This is a genomic window from Pseudoalteromonas sp. G5_S1_14_S5 (assembly GCF_054968605.1).
In genome coordinates, this window is record NZ_JBQKUM010000101.1 from 1 (window position 1) to 13,421 (window position 13,421).

Genomic DNA, 13,421 nt, shown 5'->3' on the forward strand with positions numbered 1-13,421 from the left:
TAGTAACCCTTTGAAGTTCGTGGTTTATTGTTATGCCTGACTAAACTATAATGGTATTAATATTGAATTCTGTTAATTGCTGCAGATCATCAACAGGAAAGTATATGTCAGACAATAATCAAGCGCTAAAAGATGCTGGTCTTAAAGTGACCCTCCCAAGGCTCAAAATTTTAGAAGTATTACAACAACCAGACTGCCAACATATTAGTGCTGAAGATTTATATAAAAAGCTGATCGACTTAGGTGAAGAGATCGGGCTTGCGACCGTTTATCGAGTATTAAACCAATTCGATGACGCTGGCATTGTAACTCGCCACCATTTTGAAGGCGGTAAGTCTGTATTCGAGCTTTCAACACAGCACCATCACGATCACTTAGTATGTCTAGATTGTGGCGAAGTTATCGAGTTCTCTGATGACATCATCGAAGAGAGACAAAAAGAGATAGCAAAGCGTTACAACGTTCAGCTAACGAACCACAGTTTATACCTTTACGGTAAAAGCATGACGGGTGATTGCAAAGGTAACCCAGACGCACACAAACCGAAGAAGTAAAAAAACGTTGGCCTCGGCCAGCGTTTTTTATTTGTAGCGATCATAAATACCGATCTAACCGTCATAACAGATAGAGATAATTTTGATGTATTCGATTTTGTCTCACGCCGCTAAAACCTAACCTTTGTAACTAAAGAGGGTGGCTCAGAGAACGCTCAAACACTTTGCTACTACGTTTATACCGCAGAGGGTCACCACAGAAATCCAGACAGAGCGGAATATGTGTTTTGGTACAACTCCCGCACTGGAGAAATCACCAATTCTAGACCTGAAGATATATATTTGATGCTACATTACTAGCAACCGAAATTTCCCCCCTATAAGCAGTATATACAGTCACAAAAAAACCGGCACTAGGCCGGTTTTTATTAGATAGCTTGTTAGCGTTAGCAATTATGCTTCAGCTTTACCCCAAGTATCACGCAGGCCAACCGTGCGGTTGAATACCAACGCATCTGCTTTAGAGTCTTTTGAATCTACACAGAAGTAACCTGTACGCTCAAATTGGAAACCTTGCTCTGCAGCGGCTTCCGCTAGGCTAGGCTCAACAAAACCGTTCAACTTAACCAGAGACTCTGGGTTGATCGTTGCAGCGAAGTCATCCGCAGCAGCAGGGTTTGCCACAGTAAATAGACGATCGTATAGACGAATCTCAGCTGGTAGTGCTTTATCAGCTGATACCCAGTGAATAACACCCTTCACTTTGCGACCATCTGCTGGGTTCTTACCAAGCGTTTCGTCATCGTAAGAACAGAAGATAGTTGTAATGTTGTCTTCTGTATCTTTCTCGATACGCTCTGCTTTAATTACGTAAGCACCACGTAGACGAACTTCTTTACCTAGAACCAAACGCTTGTACTTCTTGTTTGCTTCTTCACGGAAGTCATCACGCTCGATCCAAACTTCACGAGTAAACGGTACTTCACGAGTGCCCATTTCAGGTTTGTTCGGGTGGTTAGCAACCGTTAGTGTTTCTACTTTGTCTGCATCGTAGTTTTCAATCACGATCTTAACCGGATCTAGAACAGCCATTGCACGTGGTGCATTTTCGTTTAAATCATCACGGATACAAGACTCAAGTGAACCGAACTCAATCATGTTCTCTTGTTTAGTCACACCGATACGCTTACAGAATTCACGAATAGACGCAGAAGTGAAACCACGACGACGTAAACCAGAGATGGTTGGCATACGTGGGTCATCCCAACCTTGAACTAGGTTTTCAACCACAAGTTGGTTTAGCTTACGCTTAGACATCACTGTGTATTCAAGATTCAGACGGCTGAACTCGTACTGGCGAGGTTGGCAATCGATCGTAATGTTATCTAGAACCCAGTCGTACAAACGACGGTTATCTTGGAATTCAAGAGTACAGATAGAGTGCGTAATACCTTCAAGCGCATCAGAGATACAGTGAGTGAAATCGTACATTGGGTAAATGCACCATTTGTCACCTGTCTGATGGTGGTGAGCAAAACGAACACGGTAGATAACCGGATCGCGCATTACCATGAATGACGAACTCATGTCGATCTTAGCACGTAGACACGCTTTACCTTCTTCAAAGCCACCGTCACGCATTTTTTCAAATAGCGCTAAATTTTCTTCAGGGCTGCGGTCGCGGTATGGGCTTGCTTTACCTGGCTCTTTTAGCGTGCCACGGTATTCGCGGATCTGCTCAGGACTTAGCTCGTCAACGTACGCTAAGCCTTTATTAATTAATTCCACAGCATAAGCGTAAAGCGTATCGAAGTAGTTTGATGAGTAACAAATGTCACCAGACCATTCGAAGCCTAACCAGCTTACATCATTCTTAATTGACTCAACGTATTCAACGTCTTCTTTTTCAGGGTTTGTATCATCGAAACGAAGATTACATTGTCCCTGGTAGTCCTGAGCAATACCAAAATTCAAGCAAATAGATTTAGCGTGACCGATGTGCAGGTAACCATTTGGCTCCGGCGGGAAACGAGTATGCACGCTACTGTGTGTACCATCCGCTAAATCTTTATCAATAATTTGGCGAATGAAATTCGATGGACGAGCCTCAGCTTCACTCATCTATAGCACCTCTATATATTCAGTATTGTCAGAGAAAGTTATCTTCCCTCTCCTAGCAAAACGCCACTTTTAGCGCTAACCCTAGGTAGAAAGATCATTGTTGCTAATCATCCACAATTCTTAGCCTTTGCACAATAAGAACCATCAGTTAATTGCGATTATTTCTGCTATTCGATGAAGAATAGAACGAACCTTCTCACTTGTCCTCAAGATGCAGATACAAAAAAGCCCCCCAGATGGGAGGCTTTCAATTTGACACTTACTTGAGAGTATTAATTACTGCTCAGTTAGGTACTTCCTTACTATGGAAGTTTTACATCAGATAGGTCTTCACCTGCACCGATAGCTTTCATTTCGCCAGCTACGATTTCAGCAAGAGGGCCTAGGATAACTTGTAGGTTGTTTTCACCTAGCTTAACAACACCTTTAGCACCTAGTTTCTTAAGAACTGCTTCGTCAGCAACAGAGCGGTCTTTAAGAGTTAGACGTAGACGTGTGATACAAGCGTCGATTGAGGTTAGGTTCTCATGACCACCTAGAGCTTTTAGGTATTGACGTGCAAGGTCGCCTTTTGGAGCCTCGCCAGCTGGAGTCGCTGCAGCTTCATCATCTTCACGACCAGGCGATTTCAGGTTGAAAGCTCGGATTGCGAAAGAGAAAGTGAAGAAGTATAGAGCACCGAAGCCAAGGCCGATTGCTAGAAGTACTAGAGGTTTAGTTGCTAGACCCCAGTTCAATACGAAGTCGATAAGACCAGCAGAGAAACCAAAACCGTGCAAAGTACCAAACATGTTAGCAACAACTAGAGACAGACCAGTGAATACAGCGTGCATTGCGTATAGAGCAGGAGCTAGGAATACGAACATGAATTCTAGCGGCTCTGTGATACCTGTTAGGAATGAACAGAATGCTACCGAGAATAGTGCACCACCAACTTGGCTACGTTTTTCAGCAGGAGCTGCTAGGTACATTGCAAGTGCAGCACCAGGTAGACCGAACATCATTACAGGGAAGAAACCGTTCATGAATACGCCAGCGCCTTTATCGCCACCGAAGAAACGGTGTAGGTCGCCAGATTTAACAGTGTCAGTTACTTCTTTAACAACAGTAGTGATTTCTGGAGTTACAGAGTTAGCGAATGTGAATGTGTGCTCTTGGCCAACAACTAGAGTTTTAGCTAGTGATGGGTCAACACAAAGTTGAGTGATGTTAGCGAATGCGCCTTGACCAGCAACGATGACTTCTTGACATGTACCCATACCGAACCAGAAATACGAGTTCAATACGTGGTGTAGACCTACAGGGATAAGTGCACGGTTAAGAGTACCGTAAACAAATTGACCGATAGCGCCAGACGTTGATACTGCGTGAGCCAGTGCGTCTAGACCAGATTGAACACTAGGCCAAACCACACCAGACACAGCACCTGCAACAAGTGCAAATAGACCAGCCATGATTGGTACTAAACGTTTACCAGCGAAGAATGCAAGCCACTCAGGAAGGCGAGTAGCATGGAAAGCGTTGTAAGAGTGACCTGCGATGATACCTGCGAAGATACCGCCGAAGAAAGACATGTTAACGTCAGCGTTAATTGTTGTTGCTGTCGCTGTTAGAACGAAGTAAGCAACTGCACCAGCAAGACCAGCTGCGCCGTTACCATCTTTAGAAAGACCAATCGCGATACCTAGACCAAATAGCAATGGTAGGTTACTGAAGATAGCACCACCGGCTTGCGCCATAAATGGAATATCAAGTAGATCGCCTTGACCTAAACGTAATAGAAGCGCCGCAATCGGAAGCGTTGCGATAGGTAGCATTAACGCCTTACCTAGCTTCTGTGCATATCCTAGAATATTCACCAGTTGTTTCCCCCTATAGGATTTTTTAGAATTCGTTTGAGAAACTTATTTTAGCCGCTCAATTTAGTCCTATTCAGTGTATTCAATTAATTTTGCCCCGCAAATTAAAACCTTACCATTTGTGATCGTAATCACCAGTTTTCACCAAATCCAGAGGTTTTTGCTAGCGAGATCATAAAACTTATTTTATCATTCAAAAAAATGGGCATTTATAGATAAAATCCAAATCTAACTATTGGGTCAAAAGTGAGTCACTTTCGGTATTAAAAGCTAGCTAACTTACTGATATTTTTAATCCAAACTCATAAAAACAATGAATTGTTCACATATTTTTCAAACACTTAAAATTGCTTCCCACTTTGAAGCTGTTTACCCATAAAAGTTAAATCGTTACGTAAATGATGCTCGAAAACTAAGTCAACATTTAGGTAACGAACGAATTTAAAAGATCTGACGAAATAAGGATTAGCTGACTATGTACGCGCTAAGTAACTGTAAAATTTACACTGGTAGTGATGTTCTAACCGATCATGCAGTAGTAATCGAAAACGAACTGATCAAAAAAGTCTGCCCTATCTCTGAATTACCAGAAGGTATCGAGGTTCGTGACCTAGAAGGTGCAAACCTAAGCCCGGGTTTCATTGACTTACAACTGAATGGTTGTGGTGGCGTGATGCTTAACGATGAAATCACTGCAGAAACAATGCAGATCATGCACAAAGCAAACCTAAAATCAGGCTGTACTAGCTTCTTGCCTACTCTGATTACTTCTTCAGATGAAGACATGCGCGCAGTTATTACGGCTGCTCGTGAATACCATAACCAATACCAGAACCAATCTTTAGGTCTTCACCTTGAAGGTCCATACCTAAACGTTGCGAAAAAAGGCATTCACAGCGTTGAGCATATTCGTAAATCTGACAGCGAGATGATTGAGCTTATCTGTGAGAACAGTGACCTTGTTGCGAAAGTAACACTGGCGCCTGAGCTGAACGACCCAGAGCATATCGAACGTCTGCACAAAGCTGGTGTTGTCGTTTCTATCGGTCACACCAACGCAACTTATGCAGAAGCACGCCAAGGTTTCGAATCTGGCATAACATTCGCAACGCACCTATTCAATGCAATGACACCTATGGTTGGCCGAGAACCTGGTGTGGTTGGCGCTATCTACGATACACCAGAGGTGTACGCAGGCATCATCGCCGACGGCTTTCACGTTGATTACGCAAACATCAGAATTGCGCATAAAATCAAGGGAGAAAAGTTGGTATTAGTGACGGATGCCACAGCTCCCGCAGGTGCTGACATGGAATACTTTATTTTTGTCGGTAAGAAAGTATATTACCGAGATGGTAAGTGTGTTGATGAAAACGGCACACTGGGCGGCTCAGCTCTGACTATGATTGAAGCAGTTCAGAACACAGTTGAGCACGCTGGTATCGCTTTAGACGAAGCTCTTCGCATGGCTACACTATACCCAGCTACTGCTATCGGTGTAGAAAGCAAGCTAGGTCGAATCAAAAAAGGCATGGTTGCAAACCTAGCTGTATTTGACCGAGACTTTAACGTTAAAGCGACTGTTGTTAATGGACAATACGAGCACAATTAAGTATGAATGGCGGACAAATAGGTAACGTAGACTTAGTTAAACAACTAAACAGTGCGGCGGTATACCGACTGATAGACCAACAAGGGCCTATCAGTCGTATACAAGTGGCTGATGTAAGCCAGCTCGCACCGGCAAGTGTTACAAAAATTACCCGCCAACTATTAGAGCGTGGCCTGATTAAAGAGGTCGCACAGCAAGCGTCTACTGGCGGTAGACGCGCTATCTCTCTCACCACAGAAGTAGAGCCTTTTCACTCTATCGCTGTGCGCTTAGGTCGAGACTATATTCAAGTTAGCCTTCATGATCTTGGTGGTCGTGAATTGGCTTTCCAACAGCAAGACCTTAACTATTCAGATCAGTCAGACCTTACTCAAGGCTTGGTCAATACACTCAAGGCCTTCATCGCAGAGCACCAACCGAAAATCGATCAGCTGATTGCGATTGGCGTGACCCTTCCAGGCTTAGTTAACCCGACGACGGGTGTCGTTGAGTACATGCCAAATACAGACATCGATAACCTTGCATTAAGTGACATTATTCGCGACACATTCCATGTCGCTTGTTTTGTTGGCAACGATGTTCGCGGAATGGCACTAGCTGAACACTACTTTGGCGCAAGCCAAGACAGCCAAGATTCTATCTTAGTGAGTGTTCACCGCGGTACAGGCGCAGGTATTATCGTTAATGGTCAGGTTTTCTTGGGTCATAACCGCAACGTCGGTGAAATCGGTCATATCCAAATCGATCCACTTGGTGAACAGTGCCAATGTGGTAACTTTGGTTGTCTTGAAACGGTAGCGGCAAACCCTGCGATTGTAGAACGCGTGCAAAAACTGATTAAACAAGGCTATGAGTCTTCTTTAAACGAGCTTGAGCGTATTACTATTCAAGACGTTTGCGACCATGCAATGAATGGCGACGAATTAGCTAAGCAGAGCTTGGTTCGAGTAGGAAACCAGTTAGGTAAAGCGATCGCGATGACGATCAACCTATTTAACCCTCAAAAAGTGATCATTGCTGGTGATATTACTAAGGCACAAGAGATTGTTTTCCCTGCAATTAAGCGCAATGTAGAGAATCAGTCGCTGACGACTTTCCATAGCGGCCTGCCTATTGTAGCATCACAGATCGATAAACATCCTACGATGGGAGCTTTTGCTATGATCAAGCGCGCCATGCTCAACGGTGTGCTACTGCAGAAGCTACTTGAAGATTAAAGAACAATAATTCTGATTTTCTACGGGCCGTGTTTGTAAAAACACGGCCCGTTTTTTTAAGCTAGGGAACTACAATAACAAGTTATGGAACTTATATTAATATCCACTGCGTTTATCGCAGGATTTATTGCTTTAAAGTGTCACCTTCCCCCACTGGTTGGCTTTTTGGTTGCGGGCTTTGGGCTTTTTGCCTTTGGTTTCGAAACCAATGAGACCATCATTACCTTGGCTGACCTCGGTGTCACCCTGCTCCTATTCACCATCGGCTTAAAGCTAGATATCAAAACCCTACTCTCTAAAGAGATCTGGGCCGGCGCTACAATACATAACCTTTTATCCACTCTGTTTTTTGCCGTCGCCCTATTTGGTTTTAAGTTCCTTGGCATTTCGTCACTGGCAGCTATGTCAGTCGAACAGATTGTTCTACTCGGCTTCGCCCTATCATTCTCCAGTACCGTATTTGCGGTAAAGTCTCTGCAAGAGAAAGGGGAAATGAATGCCACCTACGGTACCTTGGCAATTGGTATCTTGGTCATGCAAGATATTTTCGCAGTCGTCTTTCTTACAGCTTCAACAGGCAAACTGCCTGAATGGTACGCGATTACTCTATTTGCGTTACCATTCCTACGCCCATTGTTCTACAAGGTGCTAGATTGGGTTGGCCACGGTGAAATGTTAGTCCTATTCGGCATTTTCTTCGCTTTGGTTGTCGGTGCTGGACTCTTCCAATTGGTGGGTATGAAGCCAGATTTAGGAGCTCTTATCCTAGGTATGTTGCTCGCGGGTCATCGAAAAGCTTCAGAGCTATCAAAATCCCTGTTTAACCTGAAAGAGCTGTTCCTTGTCTGTTTCTTCTTGAATATTGGCTTATCAGAACAGCCGACCATTCAAGGCTTTATGCTAGCGGTACTGTTCTTGTTGCTGTTACCAGTGAAAGGCGTGCTTTACTTCTTGGTGCTTAATCGCTTCAAGTTCCGCGTTCGTACTTCGTTGCTCGCTTCACTATCACTGTTTAACTACAGTGAATTTGGCTTAATCGTTGGTGGCCTTGCCTTTAAGATGGGCTGGATGTCTGGCGATATCTTGGTTGCCGTCGCGATTGCAGTATCACTTTCTTTCCTAGTTGCAGCACCTTTAAATCGTGCAGGCCACAAGCTTTACCAACAATCCGGTAAATGGTTAAAAGAGCACGCAGCAGAAAAGCTTCATCAACGTGATAAACGAATTGATCCGGGTCGTGCTCAAGTACTTATTCTTGGTATGGGACGAATTGGTACCGGTGCTTATGATGAATTACGTTCACGCTTCGGTAAGGTAAGTTTGGGTGTCGAAGTTCGTGAAGAAGCCGCACACACCCATAGAAGCCACGGTAGAAACGTGATTTCTGGCGACGCGACCGACCCAGATTTCTGGGAGCGTATTCTGGATACCGCAAATGTAAAACTGGTTATCTTAGCTATGCCTCATCACCAAGGTAATCAAACCGCTTTGGAGCAATTAAAGTCTCGTAACTTTAAAGGGCAGATTGCGGCTATCGCTGAGTACCCTGACCAACTCGATACTTTGAAAGAAAATGGTGTTGATGCGGCGTTCAACATCTACAGCGAAGCCGGTAGTGGTTTTGCTCGCCACGTTTGTGAGCAATTAAACCCAAACATCAATAAAATCTAACCCAAACCTCCTTTAACAAAACCTCTCAAGACTGTGAATTTTCGCACTTTTGAGGGGTTTTCGTTCAAAAAACACACTGCATTTAGATTCCAAACACCAAAATGACAAATAAATTAAATAATTTCTAACATAACACCCTTTATATTATTTTTTTGCTCACATCCGGTTGCTTTTTTTAGCCAGAATGGCAAATTGAATACAGTTGAATTAGAAATTATTTAAAAGGAAGTTCTATGTGTTCAGTATTTGGCATTCTCGACATAAAAAGTGATGCCGCAGCACTTCGCCCTATCGCTTTAGAAATGTCTAAAAAGCTTCGTCACCGTGGGCCAGATTGGTCTGGCATCTATGCAAGTGACAAAGCGATCCTTGCTCATGAGCGTTTAGCTATCGTTGGTCTAAATAGTGGTGCTCAACCGCTATACAGCCAAGACAAGAAGCACATTCTTGCGGTAAACGGCGAAATCTATAACCACAAAGAACTTCGTGCTCGCTATGAAGACAAGTACCAGTTCCAGACAGACTCTGACTGTGAAGTTATCTTAGCCCTATATCAAGAAATGGGCGCAGACCTGCTAGAAGAACTAAACGGTATCTTCGCATTCGTTTTATACGATGAAGAAAAAGACGAGTACCTAGTAGGTCGCGATCACATCGGTATCATCCCGCTTTACCAAGGCTACGATGAACACGGTAACTACTATTTTGCTTCTGAAATGAAAGCTCTAGTTCCTGTATGTAAAACCATCAGCGAGTTCCCTCCAGGTAGCTTCTACTCTTCGAAAGATACAGAGCCACAACGTTACTATGTTCGCGATTGGAACGAATACGCAGCAGTGCAAGGCAACAGCACAAGCAAGGAAGACCTAACGGAAGCACTAGAGACAGCGGTTAAACGTCAACTAATGACTGACGTACCTTATGGTGTACTGCTATCTGGTGGTCTAGATTCGTCAATCACTTCTGCAGTCGCGAAACGCTTTGCGGCAATGCGTATTGAAGATGATGAGCAGTCTGAAGCTTGGTGGCCACAACTGCACTCATTTGCGGTTGGTCTAGAAGGTGCACCTGATCTTATCGCTGCTCGTGAAGTGGCAGACAAGATCGGTACCGTTCACCACGAGATGACATACACCATTCAAGAAGGTTTGGATGCAATCCGTGACGTTATCTACCACATCGAAACCTACGACGTAACGACAATTCGCGCGTCTACGCCAATGTACCTACTTGCTCGTAAGATCAAAGCAATGGGTATCAAAATGGTACTGTCTGGTGAAGGTGCTGATGAGATCTTTGGCGGTTACTTGTATTTCCACAAAGCGCCAAACGCAAAAGAATTCCATGAAGAAACAGTACGTAAACTGCTGGCTCTGAACATGTTTGACTGTGCTCGTGCGAACAAATCACTAGCAGCATGGGGCGTAGAAGGCCGCGTACCATTCTTGGACAAAGAGTTCATCGATGTAGCAATGCGCTTAAACCCAGAAGACAAAATGTGTGGCAACGGTAAGATGGAGAAACACATCCTACGTGAGTGTTTTGAAGATTATCTACCAGACTCAATTGCATGGCGTCAAAAAGAGCAATTCTCTGATGGTGTTGGATACGACTGGATTGATACGTTGAAAGCAACCGCTGAAGCGAAAGTAACGGACAAGCAAATGGAAACTGCGCAGTTCCGCTTCCCATACAACACGCCAACGACTAAAGAAGGCTATGCTTACCGCGAAATTTTTGAAGAGTTGTTCCCGCTAGAATCTGCAGCAGAGTGTGTACCAGGTGGTCCATCTGTCGCCTGTTCATCAGCGAAAGCCATTGAGTGGGATGAGTCGTTCCAAAACTGTGTAGACCCATCAGGTCGTGCGGTTCAAGCGGTTCACAACGACGCTTACAACGCGTAAACGCTCAGGCAAATTCGAAATACCAAAAAGGCGCATAATGCGCCTTTTTGTTTTAAGCCTAAATGTAATAATTCTTATCACAGAGTTAAACGTGTACTTGTAGTGCCTCGTTTTCAATACTGACTGGCACCACATGACTGATCATCTTCACTAACATGATAGAGCGAGCCTCACCGTCTTTCTGATGGAAAATCGCCTCAATACCAGCAAACTGACCGCTATTAATTTTCACAACTTGACCAGGTTCGAACTCAACACAGCAATCTTCAATTTCATTGCGGCAATACTTCTCAAGTTGTTTGAGCTCAAAAACCAAATCACCTTGCACTTCATGTGGTAGTGCTCCAAACTTAATAAAGTCCACTACGCCGCGCGTTGAACGAACAGTAGTAAAACTCGGCCCTTGTTCATAATCAAATCGAACAAAGACGTATGAAGGAAATAGCGGTTCTTTGACCACCTTTTCTTTCCCTCTAACCACCTTTTCGACTTCTATTTGTGGGTAAAAGCACTCTACCCCTTGATTCTCTAAGTGCTGCTGAGCGCGTTTTTGATCGCCACGCTTACAGTAGAGTAAATACCAACGTTTCATTTAACTAGCCATTTTCTATTTTTTGGACATTTTACCACAAGCCTAATACGGTTTAATTGCTATTAACTAAATGAATCTTAATCGCCGTAAAATTATGCGTAGCAAAGCAATTTATCAACAAAAAATATAGATATAAAATAATTAAGCATTGTACAGAGTTCTATTGTCGATCAAAAGGTGCGCTACTATGACTGCATATACAGTCAAAAAACAAAATACAACGTTCCCTTTAAGGGGAGTAGGATACATAAAACTGATGACTGGAGCTTTTATTATTCAAAAATATTTTTAATGAGATCATTTAACAATCAACTCAAATTTGGAAAATTAGTTTGCAGCACGAACTTTAAGGGTAAGACCACCAATAAAGGATATAACTTTCAAACACTTACAGTAAAAAGGCTATCATTACTATAAAATACATCTATTGCAGATGTTACCCCCACTCTGTATACATAAGTGCCTATAAAATCTTTTAATAGCTAAAATTAGTAAAACTTATGCCAAGCAATCACAACATCTTTGGCCACCCTAGAGGCCTATTTCTACTTTTCAGCACAGAGCTATGGGAACGTTTCTCCTACTACGCTATGCGTGCGATTCTTGTTTTATTCTTAACAGACACAACGATCAACGGCGGATTGGGCTGGTCGACAAAAGACGCGCTTGACCTTTACGGTATCTACACAGGTTTAGTTTACATCACGCCTTTGATCGGTGGTTGGATTGCCGACAACTACCTAGGGCAACGTAAGTCGATTTTTATTGGTGGCGTGTTAATGGCACTTGGCCAATTTACACTAGCTCTACCAAGCGGCTTTATGGGCTTAGACCAAGTAAGTGCACTTTACCTAGGTCTAGCACTGCTTATCAGTGGTAACGGCATGTTTAAGCCAAACATCTCGACTATGGTTGGTGACCTTTACCAAGATGGTGATAACCGTCGTGATGGCGCATTTACTATTTTCTACATGGGAATCAACTTAGGTGCACTATTAGGTGGCCTTATCTCTGGTGCTGCAGCTGAGTCGTATGGCTGGAAAGCAGGTTTCCTAGCGGCTGGTATCGGTATGGTTATTAGCTTAATCATGCAAATAACGATGGCTCAATCATGGCTAGGTAATATCGGTTCTGTGCCAGCAGCTACACGCGCAAAAGCTCTGAGTAAATCGAAAGAGAAAGCACCGCTAACTAAAGAAGAGTTCGATCGACTAAAAGTTATTCTGATCATGGGTCTGTTCGTGATTATTTTCTGGGCGGGCTTTGAACAAGCCGGCGGCCTAATGAACATCTACACTCAACAATATACAGACCGTATGATTGGTGATTTTGAAGTTCCGGCTGCGTGGTTCCAATCTCTAAACCCATTTTTCATCATTACACTTGCACCAATCATTGCTGCATTCTGGGTGAAGTTAGGTAAGCGTGAACCAAACTCACCGGTTAAATTTGCGATGGCTCTGTTCTTCTTAGCACTTGGCTTCGTCTGCATGATGGGCGCGGTAATGGAACAAGGCGGTGACCTTGCAGTTAAAACCTCTATGCTGTGGTTAGTAGGCGCATTCTTCTTCCATACACTTGGTGAACTTTGCCTATCTCCTATCGGTCTATCGTTAGTAACTAAGCTGGCACCGCTACGTTTAGCATCACTAATGATGGGAGCATGGTTTGGTTTCAATGCTATTGCAAACTACGTAGCTGGCCTTGTTGGCTCTCATGTAGGTGAGCTAGGCGCGATGGCAATCTTCAGTGGTATTGCAATTACTGCAACAATCAGCGGCATCTTACTGCTTCTTTGTGCTGGTAAGCTTGTGTCATGGATGCACGGTGTAGAGAGCAACATGACACTAGAGTCTAAACCAAAAGAAGAGCGCACTGCAGAAACTTCTGTTGCTTAATATCTAATATCGTCCAGTGCCTAATCGACGCTAGAATACAATCCAAAAGGGCT

The 13,421-nt window shown here is 43.6% G+C and carries 9 protein-coding genes; 6 read left to right on the forward strand and 3 right to left on the reverse strand.

All coding sequences use genetic code 11. The annotated features are described in order from the left end of the window. Positions 1-104 precede the first annotated feature (104 nt). Positions 105-554, forward strand: a complete 450-nt coding sequence (gene fcrX, locus ACTRWI_RS20525) for a ferric iron uptake transcriptional regulator FcrX (RefSeq protein WP_032551849.1) — start codon at positions 105-107, stop codon at positions 552-554. 393 nt (positions 555-947) lie between these two features. Here the strand turns inward: fcrX and glnS are convergent, their stop codons facing one another. Together glnS and nagE are read right to left on the reverse strand one after the other, a co-directional pair. After that, the gene (gene glnS / locus ACTRWI_RS20530) at positions 948-2,615 is read right to left on the reverse strand and encodes a glutamine--tRNA ligase (protein ID WP_499133599.1); all 1,668 of its coding nucleotides are present in this window, start codon (positions 2,613-2,615) and stop codon (positions 948-950) included. 302 nt (positions 2,616-2,917) lie between these two features. Then, entirely contained in the window at positions 2,918-4,474 is a 1,557-nt protein-coding gene (gene nagE, locus ACTRWI_RS20535; protein WP_499133600.1) for an N-acetylglucosamine-specific PTS transporter subunit IIBC, read from the reverse strand. A 475-nt stretch (positions 4,475-4,949) separates the two neighbouring features. Between nagE and nagA the strand changes: the two genes are divergently transcribed. From nagA to asnB, 4 genes are all read left to right on the forward strand, one after another. Continuing rightward, positions 4,950-6,086 (forward strand): N-acetylglucosamine-6-phosphate deacetylase, encoded by a 1,137-nt coding sequence (gene nagA, locus ACTRWI_RS20540; RefSeq protein ID WP_499133601.1) that lies wholly within the window; start codon positions 4,950-4,952, stop codon positions 6,084-6,086. A gap of 2 nt (positions 6,087-6,088) precedes the next feature. After that, positions 6,089-7,303 carry a DNA-binding transcriptional regulator NagC gene (gene nagC, locus ACTRWI_RS20545; RefSeq protein ID WP_499133602.1) on the forward strand — a complete coding sequence of 405 codons (1,215 nt, stop codon included), beginning with the start codon at positions 6,089-6,091 and terminating at the stop codon, positions 7,301-7,303. An 84-nt stretch (positions 7,304-7,387) separates the two neighbouring features. Beyond that, entirely contained in the window at positions 7,388-8,974 is a 1,587-nt protein-coding gene (locus tag ACTRWI_RS20550) for a cation:proton antiporter domain-containing protein (RefSeq protein ID WP_499133603.1), read from the forward strand. Positions 8,975-9,207: 233 nt separating this feature from the next. Then, positions 9,208-10,878: an asparagine synthase B gene (asnB, locus tag ACTRWI_RS20555; protein ID WP_499133604.1), complete on the forward strand. Its 1,671-nt coding sequence runs from the start codon at positions 9,208-9,210 to the stop codon at positions 10,876-10,878. An 85-nt stretch (positions 10,879-10,963) separates the two neighbouring features. Here the strand turns inward: asnB and rfaH are convergent, their stop codons facing one another. Continuing rightward, positions 10,964-11,470 carry a transcription/translation regulatory transformer protein RfaH gene (rfaH, locus tag ACTRWI_RS20560; RefSeq protein ID WP_499133605.1) on the reverse strand — a complete coding sequence of 169 codons (507 nt, stop codon included), beginning with the start codon at positions 11,468-11,470 and terminating at the stop codon, positions 10,964-10,966. A gap of 500 nt (positions 11,471-11,970) precedes the next feature. Between rfaH and ACTRWI_RS20565 the strand changes: the two genes are divergently transcribed. Continuing rightward, entirely contained in the window at positions 11,971-13,368 is a 1,398-nt protein-coding gene (locus ACTRWI_RS20565) for a peptide MFS transporter (RefSeq protein ID WP_499133606.1), read from the forward strand. Positions 13,369-13,421: the final 53 nt, after the last annotated feature.